Source organism: Nocardiopsis mangrovi (genome assembly GCF_042653925.1).
Taxonomy (GTDB): Bacteria; Actinomycetota; Actinomycetes; order Streptosporangiales; family Streptosporangiaceae; genus Nocardiopsis_B; species Nocardiopsis_B mangrovi.
In genome coordinates this window covers 293,489-317,467 of record NZ_JBHSFQ010000005.1, presented here as the reverse complement: position 1 = coordinate 317,467, position 23,979 = coordinate 293,489, and the positions used below count along the sequence as shown (strand labels likewise).

Here is a 23,979-nt window from a genome sequence, read left to right as displayed (position 1 = left end):
CGGCGCGTGCCGCGGATACCCGCGCCGCCGGCTTCGAGACGGCGGCGCAGGAGGCCGACGCCCGTGCCGATGAGGCGCGGAGGCGCGCCGCCGGCACCGGCGCCGACGCCCGCGCCGCCGACGCCCTGCGCGACTTCGACGCCGACATCGAGCGCTGGCGCAACGACGGCCGGCTGGCGCGGGCGCTGGACCTCGCCGGCATGGCCGGGTTGCGCGTGCCGTCCTCGGCCGTGATCGACGCGCTGCCCGGCGCCGCGCGCGACCGGCTCGGTGCGGTGCTGGCCGCCTCCGGCGACCCCGCCGACGTCGCCGACGCGCTCGCGGTGTTCGCCGCGGGCCGGGACGATGCCGCCGGGCGCGGTCCGCTGGCCGATGTGCCGGCCGCGCAGGGGCGCCCCGCTATCGCCGCCGACGACGTCCGGGACCGGCTGGACCGGTGGCGCGACAACGGCGACCTCGTCACCGCGCTGCGCGTGCTCCACGACAACGGTCTTCCGGCGGCGGGCCGTGATTGGGTCCGTGTCCTGCCCGACGCGGGCCGCGAACAGCTCCTGGACCGGCTGCTGCCGCCGGACGGCTCGGATCCGGTGGACATCTTCACCGGCCTGGCCGATCTCGACGGCCTCAACGACCTGCCGTGGCCGGTGCTGGAACAGGCCGCCCTGGACCTTGTCAGTGCGAGGTATGACCAGCTCGTCCACAAACAGCCGCTGCGCAACCTCACGGTGGCCGTCCTCGGGCACCCCGAGCTCCGGCTGACCCAGGGCCAGGTGATGACCCAGTTGGCCGACTGGGCCTCCCAGGGTGTCCTGGACGACGCGCTGGGCCTGCTGCGCCGGTTGCACGTGCCCCTGCTCAGTCCCACCCTCACCCAGGCCGCGCCGACGACCACGCCGCCCCAGCCGCAGGCGCCAACGGGCGGGCCCGCGAGTTCGACGGCGGGGCAGGGCGGCCCGGCGGGGTTCACGCCCGTCCAGGGCGCGGTCGACGGGGGCGACGGGCGGCGGAACCCGGCGACGGCTTCCGCCGGTCTTGCTGCGGACGGTGACGGATCCGCACGCCAGGGCGCCGTCCTGCCGGCCGCAGAGTCCACCCCGCCGCGGGCTCCGGACTCCACCGATGCCACCCCTGTGTTCGGGCCGCCCGTCAACCACCGGCCGGGCGATCCCGCGCCGCGTGTCACGGGTCTGCCGGATTCGGGCAGGTGGGGGGACCAGTCGCCGGTGGAGTTCCGCGACGTCTCCACCCACTTCGCGAGCGCCCTCAAGCCGCCGGCGGACGCGCCGCCGCTGAGTGTCGAGGTGGACACCGACAACGGTCCGATGCGTGCCGAGGTGGTGATCGGCAACCTGTTCTTCGAGTCCGCCACGATCGAGATCGACCCTGCGGGCGATGACGGCCCATCCGAGGTCCGTACCGTCACGGTGCGGCTGGCCGTGACCGCCGGGGACGGCGCGGATCAGCAGGCCGTCGACGCGGCGACCCGTGCGCTCAGAGGGCATGTCGAAGGGCTGTTCAACGACGCCTACGTGCTGCCGCGCAGCGGGCAGCAGTTGCACGTGGAGGTCGCCGAGGCGACGCCGGATGAGGACGATCCCGACCGCGTGCACGCCACCGTGACCTGGCATCCGGTGGCTGCCGCGGCCGATGGCTCGCCGGCCCCCGCCCCTGCACCCGGGGCTGATGGCCGGGGTGTGGGTGAGGTGCTGCGGCGGCTGGGGATGCTGGACGGGGATCCGGAGCGGGGTGTGGCCGAGCCGTATGTGGCGCGGCGGACGCTGGACCGGATCGAGACCATGGTGGAGCCGCGTCCGGGCCGGCGGTTCTCCGATCCCGAGGGCGACGCGCCCGCGCAGGTGCGCACGGGCCTGGCCGACCCCTCGGCGATGGACCCGCAGGTGTGGGCGGACGCCCGCGATGCCGCGCAGGTCCACCGGGTCGGCGGGCCGCACGTGAACGCCGCCTACTCCGAGATCGCCCGGCACGCCCGTGCGGCACGCCCGCTGGACCTCGCCCCCGACGGCGCCCCCCGCGGCCTCGACGACCAAGGCAACCCTGTCGATGTCGACGCCGGCGGCACCCCGGTCGACCCGGCGCAGGTGGCGCAGAACCCCGACCCCCGGCCCGGCGACCCGGAGCGGTTCGTCAAGGCCGACATGGGACCCCGATGGGGGGTCGAGCGCAGGTTCGAGTGGCGGCGCATCGAGATCCCGGCCGAGCACCGCACGGACGGGGGACCCACCCACATCCGGGAGATCACCTACCGTCCGCGCGTCCACCGCGACCCCAACGTGACACAGGCGGACTACGACGCCTATCTCCGGCGGTTCGCCAACGACCTGGACGCTTTGTGGAACAACAAGTTCCGGATCCGCGGCGACGGCAGCGTCGTGCGGCCCGAGGACGGCGCGGTGGTGCACCGGATGGGCACGGGCCTGCGCGAGACGCTGTTCGGTGCGGGCAGCCGCCCCGATGCCGGGGACTTGGAGGGCAACGCGATCACGGTGCCCGGCGCCGACCTCCTGCCCGGGGCCGGCGACCAGTTCCACGTCCGCCTCGAATTCGCCGATGACGCCACGCCCGCCGTCGACGTGCACGGACAGCCCACCCTGCACGCCTTCGATCCCGCCAAGCCGGCGTGGAACCAGACACCGAGCACGATGAACTGGTACACGTGGTTCCCGCCGAAGGTGGCCGCGCATGAGGCCGGGCACGTGTGGGGACTGCTCGACGAGTACGCGGCGCCGGGGGCGGTCTTCCGGTGGGGCCCCGACGCCGATGCCGTGCGCACGGGCGACGGCCTCATGGGCAACGCCTGGACCGACCTGACCACGTTCCCGGTATCCCAGATCCGCGAGCCGGTGATCCGGTCGCTCTACCTCGACACCATCTCCGCTCTCGGCGACCACGGTTCGTCCCTCCACACGCCGCCGCCCCGGGCCGGCGAGCTGCCCGATGCGGCCAAGACCGCGGTCGCCCAGGTCGTGGAGCCCGGCCTGGCCGCCGACGACCCGGCCCGGTTCCGGGTGTTCGACCGCTTCGCCCTGGCCACGGACCGGCTGCTGGGGGGCTGGGACGGTGCGCGGGCCGCCGACCAGCTCGTCTCGCCCGGCGACGCCGCGGTGCTGGGCGCCGTGCGTGAACACCTCTCCGTGGCCGCTGATGCGCGTGGCGCCGCCCGCCGTGAGCACGAGCGCGCGGACGCGGCCCGCGCGCAGGGCGACGACGCCACGGCGCGTGCGGCCGAGGCCCGCGCCGCCGGTTTCGAGACGGCGGCGACGGCGGCCGACGCCCGTGCCGATGAGGCGCGTGGGCGTGCCGCCGACACCGGAGCCGAGGCGCGCGCCGCCGACGCCCTCCGCGACTTCGACGCCGACATCGCGCGCTGGCGCGACGACGGCCGGCTGGCGCGGGCGCTGGACCTCGCCGACCGCAGCGGGTTCCGCGTTCCCTCCTCGGCCGTCGTCGACGCGCTGCCCGGCGCCGCGCGCGACCGGCTCGGTGCGGTGCTGGCCGCCTCCGGCGATCCCGCCGACGTCGCCGACGCGCTCGCGGTGTTCGCCGCGGGCCGGGACCTGTTCACCGGGCGCGGCCCGCTGGCCGATGTGCCGGCCGCGCAGGGGCGCCCCGCCATCGGCGCCGACGACGTCCGCACCCGGCTCGACCAGTGGCGCAACAACGGCGACCTCGTCACCGCACTGCGCGTGCTCCACGACAACGGTGTGCCGGTCGCGGGCCGGGAATGGGCCAGTGCCCTGCCCGACGCGCGCTGGGAACAGCTCGTCGACCGGCTGCTGCCGCCGGACGGCTCGGATCCGGAGGACATCTTCACCGGCCTCGCCGACCTCGACGGCCTCAACGACCTGCCGTGGCCGGTGCTGGAACAGGCCGGTCTGGACATCCTCGGCGCGAGGTACGACGAGATCGTCCACAACGAGCCGCCGCGGGACATCACGGTGACCGCCCCCGGACACGCGGAGCTCCGGCTGACCCAGGCCCAGGTGACGGCCCAGCTGGCCGACTGGGCTTCCCAGGGCGTGCTGGACGACGCGCTGCGGCTCATGCGCCAGTCGCACGTCCCCCTGCTCAGGCCCTCCCTCACCCAGGCCGTGCCGCCTCAGCCGCAGGCGGCGACGGGCGGGCCCGCGACCCCGACCGCGGGGCAGGGCGGCCCGGCGGGGTTCATGCCCGCCCAGGGCCCGGCCGACGGCGGTGACCAGCAGCAGCACCCGGCCACGGCGCCCGCCGATCCCGCCGAGCGGGACGCCGGCGGCGGCGCGCAGCGCCCGTTCGCCCCGATGCCCCCCGCGCCGCGTGTGGCGGATCTGCCGGGCGATGACGCGTGGGGGGTGGAGTCGGAGCCGGAGGTCCGTAAGTTCTCGAGCCTGTTCGCGGACACCCTGAAGCTTCCGGAGGGTGCGCCGCCGCTGGCGGTCGAGGTCGATACGCCCGGTGGCCGGATGCGCGCCGAGGTGGAGATCGACAACCGGTTCTTCGAGTCGGTCACGATGGAGATCGACCGCGATGGCGCCGGGGACGGGGGGCCGTCCTCGGTGCGCAATGTGAAGCTGCGGTTCGCGTTCGAGGCCGGGCCCGGTGTCGACACGCGCAGCGTGGTCGCGGCGTCGGCGGCGTTGCGGGACCACGTCCAGGAGGTGTTCAACGACGCCTATGTGCTGCCGCGCAGCGGACAGCAGTTGAACGTGGAGGTCGTGCGGGCGCTGCCGTCCGATCCGCCTGAGCGGGTGCACGCCACGGTGACCTGGCACCCGGTCGCGCCCTCCACCGACGGTTCACCCTCGACCGACCCCGACGGTCAGGGGACGGGCGAGGTGCTGCGCCGGCTGGGGATGCTGGACGGCGACCCCGCGCGGGGTGTGGCCGAGCCCTATGTGGCGCGGCAAACGCTGGAGCGGATCGAGACCATGTCCGAGCCGCGGCCGTCGCGCCGCTGGTCGGACCCCGAGGCGGACAGGCCCGCGGCGGAGTTCGAGCACAAGGGGTTGGTCGACCCGAACAGGATGTACCCCCCCGCGTGGGAGGCCGCGCGTGCGCGTGCGCAGGTCCACCAGGTGGGCGGGCCGCATGTGGACGCCGACGTTTTCGATGTCAGGACGGATGCCCGTGCGGCGCGGCCGCTGGACCTCGACGGCGACGGAAACCCGGTCGGCCGCGATACCGATGGCAACGCCGTCGACCTGGATGCCAACGGTCAGCCGGTCGATCCCTCGGCGGTCGTGGACAACCCCGATCCCCGGCCCGGCGATCCGAAGCGGTTCATCAAGGCGGATATGGCCCCCAAGAGCACCGCCGATCGGAGGTTCGAGCACCGGCGGATCGAGATCCCCGAGGAGTACCGCAAGAAGGACGGCCCGACCCATATCCGGGAGGTCACCTTCCGCCCGCGGCTCCGCCGCGACACGAGCATGACGGTGGGCCAGTACAACGAGTATCGCCGGGAGTACGCGGAGAGCCTCGCCAAGACATGGAACACGGGGTTCCGGCTCCGGGGTGAGGGCGAGTGGGTCCAGGGCGAGGACGGCAGGTGGGTGTCGAGGCCCGGTCGACCGGGGACCGGCGACCAGTTCCACGTCCGTCTCGAGTTCGCCGACGCCACCACGCCCGCCGACCAGGTGCACGCGGACATCACCCTGTTCTCTCGGCCCGCCTCCGGCCCGGAGAAGGAATGGGGGATGTCCCAGCACCGCTGGAACGCGGTGTTCCCGGTGGAAGCGGCGGTCCATGAGACCGGGCACTACTTCGGGCTGCTCGATACGTACTTCCAGCCGGGGACGGTCTTCCGAGGCCGCAGAGACGCCGACGCCGTGCGCCCCGGCGACGGCTACATGGGGAACAACTGGCTGAAACAGGTCGGAAGCGAGATCGAGAGAATCCGCACCCCAGAGGTGCTGATCGGCTATCTCGACTCCATCTCCTCGGTCATGGACCACGGGTCGTCGGCGCACCCGCCGTCGGCGCGCGCGGTCGATCTGCCCTCTGCCGTCAAGGCGAGGATCGTCAAGACGCTCGAACCCGCGGCCGGCGAGCGGGAACACGAGGTCTTCGAGCACTTCGCCCTTGCGTCCGACCAGTTCTTGCGGGGCTGGGATGTCGATCGGGTCGTGAGGCAGCTCGTCGCCTTCGATGACCTCAAGGCGGATCAGGACGCCTCCCGTGCTGTCGCACATGACGCGATCGCCGGTGCCGCGTCGTCGCGTGCTGACGAGGCGCGTGAGGCGTTCCGTGACGATGTCGGGCGGTGGCAGGAGGACGGCCGGCTGGCGCGGGCGCTGGACGTCGCCGGCCGAAACGGGCTGGGCGTGCCCTCCTCGGCCGTGATCGCCGCGCTTCCCGATTCCGTGCGGACCAGGCTCGGCGCTGTGCTGGCCGGTTCCACCGACCCGGTGGCGGTCGCCGATACGCTCGCTGTCCTGGCCGCGGGCCGGGATCACACCGCCGGGCGTGGGCCGGTCGCCGATATCCCCGCTGCACAGGGGCGCTCCGCCATCTCCGCCGACGACGTCGGGGTCCGCCTGGAACAGTGGCGCGGCAACGGCGAGCTGGTCGCAGGGCTTCGTGTACTCCATGACAATGGGCTGGCGGTGACGGGCGGCGAGTGGTTCGGTGCTCTGTCCGACGCGAGTCGCGCACGGCTTCTCGACGGCCTTCTGCCTTCGGGGCGGCCGCGGCCGGGCTCGGTACTCGAGAATCTGGGCCCTCTGCCGCGGCCGGTGCTGGAACGTGTCGCGCTCGACGTCCTCGGTGCCAAGTACGACACGCTCGTCCACCGCAAGATGCCATGGGACAGCACGGTGAGCGTCGCGGGGCCTCCAGAGGTCCGGCTGGCCTGGGGCCAGGTGATCGCCCAGTTGCAGGGATGGCAGCGCCAGGGCGTCCTGGACGGTGCGCTGAACCTCCTGAGCGAGTCGGGCATACCGCTGTCCAAGCCCGTCGTCAGTGGCAGCACACCTGTCCCGGCCGGGTCGTCCGGGCAGCAGCCCGCGGCCCAGGGCCGGGACGGGGCTGTCACTCCGGTCACGGCGGGTCAGGACGGTTCCGCGGGCCTGCTGCTGGACCAGGGGACGCAGGGCGATGGGCGGCAGGATCCCGCCACGGCGCTCGCGGAGATCGCACCGCCTCCCGCCCCCGGGACGGGGCTCTCGGCGACCGCCGGCCCTTCCACAGGGGCGGGGGGTGCCGGCGGCGGGGCGCGCCGGCCGCGGTTCCTTCTGCGGGATCCGGCGCCGGTCCGCAACGACCTGCCGGATCTCGACCTGGAGAAGGGGACGGACCGGTCGGGGTGGGTGCTATCGCAGCCCTTCGTCGAGCAGCCCGGCGGGGCGCATTCTCCCCTGAGCATCGAGATGAACTCCCCCCGCGGCCGGATGCGCGCGCAGGTGGAGATCACCACCCCATTCTTCGCGTCCTCCGTGGTCGAGATCCCCGGTGAGAACGGCGCGGACAGCCGCTATGTCCGCCAGGTCGTGGTGCGGTTGCGCGTGCGCACCGCGGACGAGATCCCCGCCGCCGACGCCGACTCCAGAAGCGCCGTGGCGGCGGCCACCGCGGCGTTGCAGCGGCGCATGGAGGCGGAGTTCAACGCCCGTTACGTCCTGCCGCACAGCGGTGACCAGCTGCATGTGTCCGTGGTCCCGGCGACACCCGGCCAGCCGTTCCACGCCACCGTCACCTGGTCCCCGGTGCCGCCCGCGGCCGATGGGTCGCCGGCCCCCGCGCTGGGGCCGGACGCGGACGGCCGGGGGGCCGGCGACCTCTTGCAGCGATTGGGGCTGCTCGACAGTGACCCGGCGCAGGGCCGGGACGAGCCGTTCGTGGCGCGCCAGACGCTGGAGCGCATCGAGAACGCCGCACCGGTCCGGGAGGGCCTGCCCGACTTCAACGAGACCAGGGAGAGGAAGAGGAAGAGGGGTGACGCCGAGCCGGAGGTGGTGTACCGCGCGTTCTCCCGCGACCTCGCCGACACCCTCAAGCTTCCGGCTGATGCTCCGCCGCTGAGCATCGAGATGGACACCGCCCGCGGTCCGATGCGCGCACAGGTGGACTTCGACGCCAGGTTCTTCGTGTCCTCCTCGGTCGAGGTCGTCCGCGACGGCGGGCACGACGGGGACGGCCCGGCGTCCTTCCGCCACGTCCGGCTGCGGGTGCGCGCCCGCGCGGGCGACGGCATGGACGAGCGGACCGCGCTCCAGGCCAACGTGGGGGTGAAGCGCTACGTCGAGGCGCTGTTCAACCGCAAATACGTGCTTCCGCACAGCGGTGAGCAGCTGCACGTGTCGGTGGTGGTGCTGAATGACGACCGGCCGCACGACAACGTCCACGCCACCCTCACCTGGACCCCGGTGCCGTCGGCGGGGGCCGGGTCGCAGGCCCCCGCCCCCGCCGGGCGCCCCGGCGATATCCAGGGGATCGGCGAGGTGCTGCGCCGGCTGGGGGTGCTGGACGGCGACCCGGCGCGGGGTGAGGACCACGCGTATGTGGCGCGGCGGACGCTGGAGCGGATCGAGACCATGGCGCGGCCGCGGCCGCCGCGGCGGTGGGCCGACCCCCAGGGCGAGGTCCCGCTCTCGGACTATGAGCACAAGGTGGCGGGCAACCCGTCGAAGTGGCGGGGCAAGGGCAAGGACGAGTGGGAGGCCGCGCGGGCGGCCGCGCAGGTCCACCAGGTGGGCGCGCATACGGACGCCAGCAGGGCCGAGATCAAGAAGGACGCGCGTGCGGCCCGGCCACTGGGCCAGGACGACTTCGACGCCCAGGGCGACCTCAAGGACCCGGCGTCGGTGGTGCTAGCGCAGGGTGCGACCTCGGGCATGCCGCAGTTCATCCGAGCGGACATGGACTCCAAGTGGGTCGGTCCGCGCAGGTTCGAGCACCGGCGGATCCCGATCCCCGACACCTATCGCAAGAAGGCCGGGAAGGACGGCCCGACCCATATCCGGGAGATCACCTTCCGCGTGCGGCCCATCCGCCACCAGGGCATGACGGAACAGCGGTTCGACGCCTATCTGAAGGACGTCGGCAAGAAGCTGGACGCCATGTGGAACGGCCGGTTCCGGCTGCGCGGGGACGGGACCGTCGTGAACGACAACGGTGCGGTGGTGCACCGGCTCGACACGAAGCTGTCCGAGACGCTGTTCGGCCAGGACAGCATTTCCGACCCGAAGGACCTGCACGGCAACCCGGTCACGGTGCCCGGCGCCGATCCGCGGCCCGGGGCCGGCGACCAGCTGCACATCCGCCTCGAATTCGCCGACGACTCCACGCCCGACGCCGACGTGCACGCCGCCCCCACCGTGCGCCACTACCACCCCTCGACCCGGCGCCAGGACATCCCGGGCATGAACATGCTGTCCTGGCACGACGCGTACCCGGTGGAAGCGGCGGTCCATGAGATCGACCACTGGCTCGGTCTGGCCGACGAGTACTGGGACGCGACGTCCGTCTTCCGCGGACGCCAGGACGGCGATGCCGTGCGCCTCGACGGCGGCCACATGACCAACTCCTGGTCGGAGTACTCCAAGGGGCGGTTCCGCACGACCCAGGAACCCTTCGTGCGGACCGCCTACGCCGACACCATCGCCTCGGTCATGGAGTACGGCACGTCGGACCACCCGGCACCGCCACGGGCCGGCGGCCTGAACGACCAGGCCAAGACCATCATCGCCCGGGTACTCGATCCCGGCATCGCCGCGACCGACGCGCGGCGGTTCGAGGTGTTCGACCGCTTCGCCCTGGCCACCGACCGGTTCGTCCGCGACTGGGACGGTGACAGGGTCGCGGACGCCCTCCTCTCTCCCGCGGATGCCACCGCGCGTGCCGCCGTCCGCGAACACCTCGGCGTCGCCGCCGACGCGCGTGCCGCCGCGCGGCGCGAGCAGGCGCGTGCCGCGCAGACCCGTGCCGCCGGTGATGAGGCCGCGGCCCGCGCCGCGGAGGCGGCTGCCGCGGAGTTGGAGAAGGCGGCGCGTGCCGCCGATGCGCGTGTGGCCGATGCCCGCAAGCACGCCGCCGACTCCGGCGCCGATACCCGCGCGGCCGATGCCCTGCGCGCCTTCGACGCCGATGTCGACGGCTGGCGGGGCGACGGCCGGCTGGCGCGGGCGATGGACCTGGCCGGCCGGCTCGGGGCGACCGTGCCCGCCGGGGTCGTGATCAAGACGCTTCCCCCGCACGCGTTGGGGGGACTCGCCCACGGGCTGTCCGGTACGAACGATCCCGTGGACGGCTCCGTCGCGCTCACCGTCTTCGCCGCGGGCCTCGACCGTGCGGCCGGGCGCGGCCCGATCGCCGACACCCCCGCCGGCAATGGGCGTCCCGCGATCACCGCGCGCGACGCCGAGACCAGGCTGGAGCAATGGCGCACCAGGAATCTCCTGGTCGAAGGGCTCCGCGTCCTCCACGACTCCGGTGTGCGCGTGGAGGGCTCCGAATGGATCGGCGCCCTGCCCGATGCCGGCCGCGCAGCGGTCGTGGCCGCTCTGATGCCCTCGGGCGGCCCGCAGCCGAATTCGGTGCTGGGCCGACTGGGAGCCCTGCAGTGGCCCGTGCTGCAACAGGCCGCCCTGGACATCCTCGGTGCGAGATACGACCAGCTCGTCCACAACCAGCCCCAGCGGGGGCTCACGGTGTCCGTGCCGGGGCATCCGGAGGTGCGGCTGACCGAGAACCAGGTGACGACCCAGTGGAACGAATGGCTCGCCGAGGGTGTCCTGCGCCCCGCGATGCAGCGGTTGGTCCAGCTGCGTGTGCCCGTGCGCAGGCCCGGCCCCCCCGGTGGCGCCGCCCCCGCGCCGGCGGGGCCGTCCCAGCAGCAACCGGCTCCCCAGGGAACGGGGGCGCCCGCTCCCCTCTCAGCTGACCCCCAGAGCCGTTTCGCGGAGTTCGACCCCGTACGGGACGCGGCCGGCAGGGCGGACGCCCCGCGGAACCCGGCGACGGGCACGGCCGCGCCGTATGTGAGCCACCGGCCGGGCGATCCCGCGCCCCGTGCGGAGGGGCTCCCCGATCGTGACAGGTGGGGGGCGGAGTCGGCTCCGCAGCGGCGGCTGTTCTCGCGCAACTACATAGAGACCCTCGACCCGCCGGAGGACGACGGGGACTTCGACTCGTCGGCGGATGAGATGAGCGTCGACTCGTCGGAGGCCGATGACACGCCGCCGCTGACGGTCGAGGTCGACACGCCGAACGGGCGGATGCGCGCCGAGGTGTCGATCGACAACCGGTTCTTCGAGTCCTCCACGATCGAGGTCGGCCCCGACGGCGCCGAGGACGGCGGGCCCTCCGGTGTCCGCAATGTGACGCTGCGGTTCCGCCACTTCGCCGGGAACGGTGTGGACCCCGAGGTCAGGAGCGCGGCCACCGAGGGGCTCAAGCGGCGCATCGAGTCGGTGTTCAACGACGCCTACGTGCTGCCGCGCAGTGGGCGGCAGTTGAACGTGAACGTCGTCGAAGCGGGGTACATGGCCCCGCAGGACACCGTCCACGCCACCATCACCTGGCATCCGGTGGAGCAGGGGGCCGATGGGCCGCCCGGAACCGGCGGCGACGGCCGGGGCGCGGGCGAGGTGCTGCGGCGGCTCGGCATGCTGGACGGCGATCCGGCGCGGGGTGTCGCCGAGCCGTATGTGGCGCGGCGCACCCTGGACCGGATCGAGACCATGGTGGAGCCGCGCCCGGTGCGGCGGCGGCCGGACCCGGTCGGCGACGCACCGGCGCAGGTGCACGGGGGGCTGGCGCATCCGTCAGTGTGGGCGGCGGCGCGGGAGGACGCCCAGGTCCACCAGGTGGGCGGGCCGCATTTCGAGGCGGATTTCTACGACGTCGTGACGGGCGCCCCCGTGACCTACCACCTGGCACGGGGCCTCCACGTCGACGTCGACGACCACCTCCGCAACGAGCGCAGGTTCGAGTGGCGGCGGATCCCGATCCCCGAAGAGCACCGCACCCCGGGCGGCCCCACCCACGTCATGGAGATCACCTTCCGTCCGCGGCTGACTCCATATCCGGGCATGACGGACGCGCGATTCGCCCGGTACCGCCAGGAGTACGCCGACGCGCTGGATTCGATGCTCAACCGCGGCTTCCGGCTGCGCGGCGACGGCAGTCTCGTGCGTCCGCAGGACGGTGCGGTGGTGCACCGGATGGGTACGCGGCTGTTCGAGACGCTGTTCGGTGAAGGGAGCATCCCGGAGCAGCGCGATCCGGACCTCAGGGGCAACGGGGCGGCGGTGCCCGGCTTCGACCCGCTGCCGGGGACCGGCGACCAGTTCCACGTCCGCCTGGAGTTCGCCGACGACGACACGCCCGCTGACCAGGTGCACGCCGAGGTCCAGGTGCTCGCCGCCGACCCGTCCCTGCCCTACACCGACGAGCGGATGAGCACCGGGGTCTGGTACGACGGGGTCTACCCGGTGAAGTCGCGCGTGCACGAGACCCTGCACTTCCTCGGCATGGTCGACGAGTACACCGAGGGCGACTCGTTCTTCCGCTGGGGGGACGACGCCGACGCCATCCGCCCCGGGCCCGGCCTCATGGGGCACAACTGGACGGCCGAGGACGCCAACGGGTGGCTGGTCGAGGCCGCCGACCCGTGGATCCGGCAGAGCTACCTCGACACCGCCGCCTCGGTCGCCCGCGACGGCTCCTCGGCCCAGACGCCGCCGGTGCGGTTGGCCGACCTCTCCGACGACGACAGGTCGCATATCGTCGCGTTCCTGGAGCCCGGCATGATGGCCACCGACGCGCGGAGTCAGGAGGTGTTCGACCACTTCGCGCTCGCCGTCGACGAGCATGTGCGCGGCTGGAGCCCCGAGCAGGCCGAGCGGCACGCCGCCGATCCCGTCGCCTACAGCGAGGACCGCGCCAAGTGGCAGGACGAAGGCCGGCTCGCGCCGATGATGGTCTACGCCACCGAAGCGGATGTCGACATCCCCTTCCGGGCCGTCGTCGACGCGTTGCCGGACGCCGAGCGCGTCCGGCTCGGCCGCGGCCTGGCCGGATCCGACCACCCGGTGGCGCGCGCCGAAGCCCTGGCCGTGTTCGCCGCGGGGCACGACCACGCCGCCGGCCGCGGCCCGTTCACCGACATCCCCGCCACGGGCGACCACCCGGCCATCAGCGCCCGCGACGCCTGGGCGCGGCTGGAGGGGTGGCGCCGCGACGGGCGGCTGCTCGGCGCGTATCAGCTGCTCCAGGGCGATTCGATCGAGGTCAGGGGCGAGGACTGGACGCGGTCGCTGCCCGACCTGGCGCGGCACCAGGTCCTCGCCCTCCTGCCCCGTGGAGCCGGCCTGGGCGCGCTGCCGCCGCCGGTGGCCGAACGCGCCGTGCCGGCCATCCTCGGTTCGGCCTACGACCAGGTCGCCCTCGGCGCGTCCGCGGACGACATCACGGTCACCACCCCCGGCCACCCCCCGGCCCACTTCACCGCCCAGCAGGTCTACGACCAGCTCATGGCCTGGAACCACCAGGGCGGCCTCGCCGACGCGCTGCGTGCCCTCCAGTGGTCGGGTGTGCCCATCACCGACGCCCAGATCGGCGCCATCGCGCCGCCGGCCGCCGCGCAGCCCGGCGGACCGGCCGCCTTCACCCCCTACCAGCCCGGGCCGCCCGGTCCGGGAAGGCCCTTCGGCCCGGGGATGACGGGGCGGGGCGGCCCCGCGGAGCCGACGCCCGCCCGTGACGCGGGTACCGGGGATGCCGGACGCCGGGCTCCCGGCATGCGTCCGGCCGACCCTGCCGCGCCTCCCGCCGCCGGGCCGACGAGCGACACCGCGGCAGAGCCGACCGACGCCGTGCGGACGCCGGAAGCGGAGGCGCCGGAGCGCGCCGCCGAGGACCCGCGGGCTCCTGTTCAGCCGGCACACGACGCCCGGCGGCAGACGGCACCCCAGCCCCCGTCCGCCCCGAGCGCGCAGACGCCCCCGGCCGAGCCCGCGCCCGCCCTGTCGGATCGGGCCGACGCCCGGGTCGATCCGCAGGGGAGGAGCGGGACCGCGCCGACGCCCTCCAGCGCGTCGGAGCGGACGGCACCGCCCGCCACCGAACCGCCGCCGTCCCTGGCGCAGTCGTGGGGGGACGTGCTCAACCCTTCGCCCCGCGCGGACGACGGTACGCGGGGAGACGGTGACACCCTTCGTCCGGCGACCCCGTCCGAGGACGGTGCGGACACCGGTGTGACGGGGCCCGACCCGGCGCAGGCCGGCACCACGACCACTGATGACGCGCGGTCGCCCGTCGTCGACCCCGACGAGGGCCGGACGACCGTCGATCCCGAGCGCGAACGCGAACTCGCCCGCGCCCGCAAGGGCAAGCAGCCCGACCGGGCGGGGGCCGAGCGCGCCGAGGCCGAGGCTTTGGCGGCGGAGGCGGAGGAGACCCGGCTGCGGGCCGAGACGGAGCGCGAGCTCGCCACTGAGGCCGAGATCCTGGCCGCGGAGGCCGCCGTGGGCGATGTGCCGACGACCTCCTCGCGCGTGGAGGCCATGGCGACCGAGGCCGCGATCCGCCAGGTCGACGCGGCGGAGGCCGACCGGCTGGCCGACCTCATGAGCGACCGGGCCGCCGATGCCCGGCGGCGCGCCGAGGCCGCGGAGCACGACGCCGTCCGCGAGCAGGACGCCCGCGAGCAGGACGCACCGGCCGCCGAGCACGGCGCCGATACGGAGTCCGGCGCCCCCCTGCGCTCCCCGGTGGCGCCCGAGCCGCCCGCGGGCGCCGAACCGCCGGTGGACTCCGCTGCGCCGCCGGTGGTGCGGCCGCGGTCCGAGGCGCCCGAGCGGGACACCGAACGGACCGCGCCGTCGAAGGATCCCGCCGTCACCCCGCGGAAGGGCGACAAGGCGGGCGTGCGCCGAAATGACACGTCCGTGCGCACCGACGCCCCCGAGGCCGCCGTCCCCGTGCCCGGGGACCGGCCGCCGGAGCGGCGGGACGGTGCCTCCGAGCGGAGCAGTGTCGACGTCGCCGCGCGGGTGCGGGACCTGGAGGGCCGGAAGGCCACCCCACCGCCCCCCGCCCGCGATGACGCGACGGCCCCGCCTCAGGGCGGGGACACCACGTCTCCCCGGCGCCCGGGAGACGGAGACGGCCGTGTCGCCGCGCGGGTGCGGTGGATCGAGGGGCTGAGCGACGCCTCGCGCTCCGGGAACGGCGGCGGTGACCGGCGGCCCGCGGGAACGGGGCGGGGTACGGGCGGCCGCTCCGTGCCCGACCCGCAGACCACCCGGGGCGGCGGCCGGAGGCTGAACTACCTGCTGAGGAGCGGGCAGATCGACGCCCCGCTCATCGGCCCCGCCGCGGACCGGCTCATCTCCCGGATCCGGTCCGAGATCAGCGGGACGCGCGGCGACCTCAGCGGCCGGCTCACCGCGGGCGAGCTCAACGCGATCGAGCGGCAGGTGCGCGCCGACACCGCGCGCGATGCCCGGCCCTACTTCGCCCCCGGCGGCCACACCTTCACCATCAAGGGCCGGGGCGGAGAACGGACGGTCACCCTCAAGCTGTCGCCCGAGGGCGATTCCTGGCACCCCGCCTCGACGTCCGGCTCCGCACCCGCGACGACCGGTCCCGACAGCGCCCCCAGCGTCAAGACCAAGAGCACGGCGGAGCACAAGACCAAGGATTCGCGAAAGGGGCAGGCGACCTCGACGGCCGCCGTCGGCGGGGCGTTCAATGTCACCGCCTACGGGCTGGTCCCGGCCGATGCGCCCGTCGCCGGTCCCGTCTTCACCTTCTCCTTCAGCGGGACCCACAACCAGCGCTCCACCAGCTATTCCGTCAGTGACACCGTCTCCAGCAAGAGCGAAGTGACGCTGAAGGGAACGCCCGAGGAGTTCATGAGCGCCCTGCGGGTGGAGCTGACCGTCGATCCGCCGCCCGCAGGACGCCAGGGGCCGGCGGACCGCGTCCGGGACGGTGACCGCACGTCCGATGTCGAGCTGACCGAGAACGCGGTGGTCGTGTCCGTGGTCGAGCCGAACGGGCTGAGCATGTCGGTCCCCGGCGGCCTCAAGAACCGCGGCACCGCCGCCGACCCGGCCAAGGACGCCCCCGCGCGCATCGTCCTGCCCGACCCCTTCGACAGCGGGCCGCGCACGCCGGGCACCCAGGACACGCAGGGGACCCGGGTGGGCAGCGGGCACCCGCTGGCGGTCGACCCCATCGACGGCCTGACGCGGCAGATCCGCCAGCAGCTCGGCATCGACCGCGACCACGCCACCAGCGCCGACCTGGACGACGTCACGACCCCCGATGCCCTCCGGGAGATCCTGCCGTCGCTGGACCGCGGGCCGGCTCCGGTGGCCGTGGTCACCGATGCGGAGGGCAAGACCCGCGTCCTCACGATGTGGTCGGCCCCCCGGGAGCTGACCCGGATCGAGGACGCACCGGACAAGGCGTCCTTCAGCCGCAGTGGAAAGGGCGACAAGGAAGCGGGCCTGGCGGCGAAGCGCTCGACCAACCTGAAGATCGGCGTCGGACTGGGCGCGATGGTGACCCTGCTCAAGGGCGTCCTCCGCTTCAACATGCCCCACGCCGAGGTATCGGACAAGCTCGACGCCGCGTCGAGCCGGGCGATCAATACGGGGGGCGGCCGGACGGCCAAGGCGCACTCGGACAAGGTCGAGACCTACGAGGTCGACCGGGTGTTCTACGCGACGCTCTCGGGCGACCGCACGCTGATGCGGTCGTCGGGGAGGTCCATCGAGCAGATCGCGGTGTCCGACGCCCGGCGCATGGCCGGCCTCGACGAGCCCACCCCTCAGGCCGCCGCACGGCGCACGCCCCGCTTCGACCACCTGACCGTGGACCGCCCCGCCCACTGGGGCGCCACCACCCCCCGCGAGGTGCTCCACCGGGACGGCAGCCGCTACCGGACCGCGCCCGCTCCGGCGCCGGTCACCGGTGGCCCCGCGCAGCGGCCCCGCACCGTGTACGAGGAGTACGCGCGGGCGGTGCTGACCGGGATCGCCGACCAGCACCCGGGCCTGGTGGTGCCCGACCTCGACACCATGGCCAAGGCGACCTATGCCCGCCGCCCCAGCGCCGGGCCCGACGACCGCCGCACCCCGCGCGAGCGCTGGCTCCTGCGCCGCGACTACGAGCAGGCCGTCGCCAACACCATCGAGATCCTGAAAGCGATCACCGGCCTGGAACAGCACCTGGAGAAGCGCCTGGACGAGTGGACGGGGCCGGGCGTCGACGTGCATCTGATCGAGACCACGAGCATCGACCCCACTCTCGCCAGCCGGGGCGGCTTCTTCCGCCCGCCGTTCGTGACGGTGCGGCTGCACGCCGATGCCACCGGGCGCACCTTCGGGGGCACCTCGACGGTGGGCACCGGGTCCGGGGTGTCGGGGTCGGCCGGGCACACCGATGGGCGCGACCGCACGAAGACCTGGACCGAGCAGTTCGTCATCGGAACGCAGGGCCGGGACCCCGCGGCCGATGCGACGGGCCTGCGCAAGAACATCGGGATGTTCAACGCGGTGGCCGAGGCGTCCCAGCCGCGCGGGCGCTCCCAGGAGCACGGGGTCAAGGGGTCGACCGAGACCTCGGTCACCACCGAGGGTGACACCGACGTGTGGCGCTGGGACCTGAACCTCACCGCCAAGATCGCCAAGTTCCGCAAGGCCGACGACCTGACGGTGATCGACGACGGCGGTACCACCGCCGCTGCCGGGCCGGACGGGAGCACCTACGACGGGTACGCCGTCACCATCCAGGGCCCCCACGCGCGGCTCGAGGTGGAGTCCGCGGCCGGGAAGGACGTGGATCCCGCGGACGCCCGTGACACCCCCATCACGGGCACCGACCGGGCCACTACAGCGGGCGGGACCACCGGCCGGACCGCGGAGGGGACACGGGCCCCCGCAACGGAGAACACGCCGGCCCCCGCAACCCGGACGCGCCGGGCCTCGGCGCCCGCCGCCTCCACCGGGGAGACCACCGATCCCGCTCCGGAGACCGCCTCCGGTGGGGACACCGCCGCCGCGCCCGCGGGGCCGCGCCGGCTGTCGGCCGCCGACGCCCGCGCGCTCGTGCTGGGGACCGGGCGGGCTCCGGCGCCCCATCCGCTGGACGGGGTGCCCACCGCGCCCGAAAGGGTGACCGCACCGGACCTGTACCGGCTGGGCAACCGGCTGCTCACCGACACCACCCCGGGGTTCCAGGACTTCCTGCGGCGGTCCCGGGGGGCGCACGACTACCTGCGCCAGCTGCTGCTGTCGCCCACGCTCAGCGGCAACGTGCCCCAGCTGCTGTCGCGGTTCGGGCTGCGCAGCGGCCGGATGCAGGTGGACACCTCGTGGCGCTGGCGCGGGCTGCCGACCCTGGTCACCCGCGCCGTCCGGGGCGCCTTCCGGCTGCACGACCCGATGCCCACCACCACGGTGGAGATCTCCAGCAGCGGCGAGCTGAGCATCGGCGCCACCAGCACCCACGGCGGACACACCCGCTCACTGGCCTTCTCCGCCCGGTTCCGGCACAACCCCAACGACGAGGCACCCCCGGGGGCCGAGCAGCCCCCGGTGGGCACCGCGAAGCGCGCCAACCCCATGCCCGGCGTATCGTGGACGCCGTATTCGCGCTCGACCACCAAGAGCACATCCGACTCGGTCACCGTGTCGCGGACGACCACCGTGGGCCCGCAGGGCGGCTCCTTCCCCTACACCGCCGACCTGTCCTTCGACCAGGCGGCCGAGGCCAAGAAGGACTGGAAGCTGGGCGTGACCGTGCCGCGGCGCTCCTCCACGGCCACCCACCACGGCGTGCACACCGAGGCCCCCGGCGGCGAGTTCGGCTACATCGCCGAAGCCGAGGCCTATGCGGCCGGCCTGGTCGACGACGCGGTCGGGACCGACACCGACGGCAACCCCGTCCCCACCCGGCTGCTGGGCCACGACGCGCTCCAGCCCGACTGGCAGCCGCGCTCCGGGTTCTCCGGGCTGGGCCACCGCCGTGAGGGCCCCGACCCCGGGCCCGTCGTCGACGCACTCATGCGGCGGTTGGCCGATGAGGGGCTGGAGCTGACGGGGACGAGCCGTGAAGGGCTGTTCCAGCGCGTCGGAGAGCACCTCTCCCGAGGGCTGGACGATGCCACCGCCCGGGCGGTGCCCATCGACGTCAAGGTCCGCTCCGCGCACACCGTCCACGCGTCGAGGTCCGGGAAGATCACGGTCGACGTCATCCGGCAGCGCAGCGAGGTGGACCGGGTCGGGGCCAAGGCCGACTTCACCGATTCGCGCTCCCGCACCACCGATGTCACCGAATCGGCGGGCAGGAAGAAGGAGACCACCGTCGGCGGCGAGTTCACGGTGATCGGCGCGCTGCCGCACGACGGCGACGCGCGCCCGGCGTCGGAAGCTCCCAACAGCCGGCCGGTGTCCCTCCCCGCCGGAGGCGACGTCTCGCGCACGGGCGGGGTCTCGACCACCCAGAACACGGGGGACTCGATCACCGAGTCGGCCGACACCACGATCACCGGCCCCTACGCCGTCATGGGCACCGACGCGGCGCTGCGCCTGTATCTGGAGGTCGAGGGGCGCGATGACGCCATCATCGCCGAGGCCCCCGCGGGGCGGATGAGTGAGCTCTACCCCGCCCCCTACCTCGTGAGGGAGAACGGCTCCGGTGCGCGGGCGCCCAAGGCGGGCGAGCCGCGGGTGCTGCCCTCGCCGAACCAGCGGCTCGACCCGGCGGCCCAGGACTGGACGGCCAAGACGCGCCGACGCGCCACCGAATCGGCGCCGATGCCGTGGCTGGAGGCGCTCGCGGTCGCGGGCGACGGGGCCGCGGTCACCGCGGCGGGCTACATCGCGGCGGCCCGGGCGTCGGGGTGGCAGCCCCCGCAGGGCGCGTCAGTCCCCGAACTGGTCCGGGGGGCGCGCGAGTACCTGGTGGACACGATGGGGCCCCGGGCGGAGAACATCCCGGCCGCCCTGACCGGTCTGGCGCTGACGGCGAACTTCACGCCCGCGTCCAAGAGCGGGACGGGCCTGCCGAACCTGTACCGGGACCGGGTGATCACCTTCGCCGACCTCAAGTGGCGCCTGCACGCGGTCCCCCGTACCCGGGGGGCGCGGCTGATCGACGTGTCGGTCGACTCCGGCCACGGCGGCTCCCGGCAGGGCGGCCACAAGGACGAGACGGCGGTGGAGCACTCCGCCAGCACCTCCGGCGGCGTGACCGGGCGTGTGATCGGGTCCGCCCCCAACCAGAACTGGCCGGTTGGCTCGGCGAACGACGGGCAGTCCACGTCCGTCTCGTCCACCGCCGCGACCGCGAAGAGCACCCGCACGGACCACCCCAACCGCCCGCCCACGTCGAGCAGGCGCGCCTACCTGGTCGCGATCCCCACGACGTGGCTGGTCGCCGCGGAATCTCCCGTGGCCCAGATCCGCTACATGGGGTTCTCGGCCGACCAGCTCGGCATGGCCGAGGTCGACGCCGAGGTCGTCACCTGGCTCGACCACGACCAGGCGCGTCAGCTGGGGCTCGTGGACGGCGTCGAGACGAACAAGGAGCTGTGGGACGCCCTGTACACGGCCCAGGAGAAGTTCGGCGAGACGGAGAAGACCTACTTCGACGCCCGCCAGAAGCTCCCGGAGCTCGTGCGAAGCGTCGAGGAAGCGCACCAGAGCGGCGACCCGAAGCGCCTGAGCGACGCGCGGACGGCCTACAGCACCCAGCGCAAGAAGGCGGACGGCCTGCACGCCGAGTTCCGCCAGGGCTTCGAGGTCTGGAACGCGGCCCGCAACACCGCCCGGGAATCGCTGGAGCTGTCGGCGCGGGAACGGGCGCTGCGCGATGCCCGCCTGAGCCGGGACGTGGGGCGGACCCAGGACGCGCGGGCGGCCTACGATGCCCAGCGCGCGGTGGTGGACCGCCTGCGCACCGAGTCCAAGCGGGCCTACGACGACTGGGACAAGGTCCGGACCAAGCCCGAACCGGCCAAGGAGTCCACCGAGTCCACGACCCGGGCCACCGATTCCCCGGAGTCCGCTCCTCCCGCTCCCGTGCACCCGCACCCGGCGCCTCCGGCCGCCGACTCCATGATGTCGGGGGCGCTGCCGGACGCCTCCGCGCTCGGGAACGACGGCGGTCCGACATCCGAACAGGCCGAAGCGGAGGCACGGCTGCGGTCTCCCGAACCGCCGTCGCTCGACGCGCGCGGGCGGGTGCGCATGGGATTCGCCGACTGGGACACCGACTCCGGGGACGAGGACTCCGGGGTCTTCCGCCGCCCTGACGAGTCGGGTCCGCGGGACGGCATGGCGTCGTTCCCCCGGCCGTGGGCGCGCGATCCCTGGCAGACCGAGACGCGAAGGGAGTACCCGTCCTTCGATTCACCGCCGACGAGCCCGGGCGGCCGGATCCACGCCGAGGCCTTCGGGGAGGACGTCGATTCCGCGGACGACCTCTACCTCCCTCCGGTGGAACTCCGCCGGGCCGGCCCGTACACCGCGCCGACGGGGAACGAGGCCGCGTCCCCGAACGGGGGCGGTGACGACGGGCCGCCGCCGGCGTCCGCGGAGCGGCCTTCCGCCGAAACGAAGCAGCGCCCCGCACCGGTGCCCGGCGAGGACGACGCGAAAAACGGGATCGAGCGCGAGCCGGAGCTCCCGCTGCCGTCCGCGCAGCCGTCACGACGGCCACCGTCCGTCCCGGAGCCGGAGCCGGAGCCGGAGCCGGCGTCGGAGCGGTCAGCGGAGCCGTCCGCCCGGCAGGATCCCTCGGCGCCCGTCGCTCAGGAGCCCGCGCAGCGGCCCTCGACCACGGTCCCGCTGCGGACGGAGCCGACGACGGGGCAGGCCGAGTCCTCGGCGCGATCGCCTCTGGCACCGCAGCCGGAACGCGGATCCAGCTACACCGAAGTGTTCGGCAGCGTGCTGAACCCCGCGGGCGCCACGCCGCGCGGCCCGGTCGCCGAGCCGGAGGCCCCGGCCGAGACGACCCGTGCCGCCACCGCGCCCGCGGAGGGCGCCGCCCCCGCCGTGCCCCCGGCGCACCAGGCCGCGCCGCCCGCCGACGACCCGCAGGAGGGCCGCGACCCCGACGACACCGAGGACTCCGACGACAGCGATAGCGACAACGACCCCGACGACGGCGACGACGTCCACGGCCGCTTCGGCCGCCGCGGCGACGACGATGACGACGATGACGACGCCCCGGCACCCGGGACGGGCGGCCAGGCGCCCGCGTCCTCCGGTTCCACGGAGACCTCGCGCTTCGGTGGCGGGCGGACCGATGGCGGGGGCGGTGGCCGGTCCGCCGGCCCGGCGGGTACCACCCGCGGCCCGGACGGGGTGAACGATCGGGAGCGCACCGCACCGGACGACGATGCGGACGGCGGCGACCTGTACGCCTCCTCCCCGGAGCCGTCGCCGGGACCGGCCACGCCCGTCGACCCGAGCGATCCGTGGGGCGGCAACCCCCCGGTCACACCCAACTTCAGCGCTCTGGCCGACCCGAAGTCGGCCAAGGAGCAGCCCCGCACCATCGAGGACGTCGTCGCCGACCTCACCTACCGCTACGGGATCGAGGACATCGGGCACCACACCGCCCAAGACGCGGAGACCCAGGTCTTCATGGCCGGCCACCGCCGGCGCCACCGGTCGTCCCGCCACGGCCAGGACCACGACCCCGGCCCCTCCGACCCGTACGCGTACCAGTACGACGATGCCGGCGACCCCGTCGACGACGCGTACTCCCAGGCCCAGTACCCCGAAACCCAGGACACGCAGTCCCCGTGGGCCCAGACCCAGTATTCCCAGGTCCAGTACAGCCGTTATCCCGCCCAGGACTCCGGCCCCGTGTACCCCGACACCACCGCCCACGGTTCCGCGGAAACGTCGCCGCAGGGGCAGCAGACCCCGCAGGACCCCGACCAGGCTCAGGGCGGGAGCCAGGACGATCAGATCGAGGTGCTGAGGGGGTGGAACAGGACCTTCGCCGGCATTGAGGACCTCGTCGCCGCCACCGGATCCGAGGTGGTGGGTCGGCAGGCGTTCACCGCGGGCGGCTCCGACGGCAGTACCGAGCTCATGCGCTTCGATAACGGCACGCAAGCGGTCTACAAGGACACCGAAGAGGCGACACGCGCCCGCGACCGCGCCGATGCCGAGCAGCTCGCCTCCCTGGTGGGCCGGGCCATCGGTGCCAACGTCCCCGGCGTCCTGCGCGTCGGTGAGTTCGAGATGTTCATACACTTCATGAACGGGGTGTCCGGGACCACCCATATCGACAACCCGCGGCCGCCCCTGACCAATACGCACGACGGGCACGTCCTGGGCCTGCTCGACCTGCTCATCGCCAACGGCGACCGCAACCCGGGCAACTGGCTGGACCAGGGCAACGGACACGTCGCGGGAATCGACCACGGCAAGGCCTGGTTCAAATACGAGTACACGCCGGAGGACCCCACCGACCTGGACGGGCTGGCCTACACCCACGGCATGCGGCCCTTCTACGACTTCGACGCCAACGAATGGATCGCCAACCCGCTGACCCGTGCCGACATCCGGCTGCTGCGGACCCGGCTCGCCGCGCTTCACAACGAGTTCGTCCGCCTCGACCGCGCCGAGTGGTTCGACGAGATGATGGCGCGCTTCGACATGCTGGCCCGCAACGCGCGGGGGACCACCAACCTGCTGGCCGGAGGCCGACGATGACCCGTGTGCTCTACGTCCAGGACCGCCGCACACAGCGGACACGGCCGTTCCTGACGCTGCACGACGACGGCACGCTCACCGGCCACGACCCCCAGACGGCCGACGCGATCCCCCGCCTCGGCGCCAAGCGAGGCTGGTCCAATGAGGAGATCTTCGACGACTGCGCGGCGCAGTCCAACGCCTACGTCCGCTACTTCGAGGAGCCGGAATGACCACCGCCGGCCGGCGGAGGCACGGTCGCCGTCCCGTCACCGACGGGCCGATCAAGGGGGATCCCGAGTACGGCCCGACG

The 23,979-nt window shown here is 74.1% G+C and carries 2 protein-coding genes; both read left to right on the top strand.

Translation table 11 applies throughout. The annotated features are described in order from the left end of the window. Window positions 1-200: 200 nt before the first annotated feature. Window positions 201-23,687: a hypothetical protein gene (locus tag ACFO4E_RS08635; protein WP_378572638.1), complete on the top strand. Its 23,487-nt coding sequence runs from the start codon at window positions 201-203 to the stop codon at window positions 23,685-23,687. Further along, window positions 23,684-23,899, top strand: a complete 216-nt coding sequence (locus ACFO4E_RS08630) for a hypothetical protein (protein WP_378572636.1) — start codon at window positions 23,684-23,686, stop codon at window positions 23,897-23,899. Before ACFO4E_RS08635 ends, ACFO4E_RS08630 begins: the two co-directional genes overlap by 4 nt. Window positions 23,900-23,979: the final 80 nt, after the last annotated feature.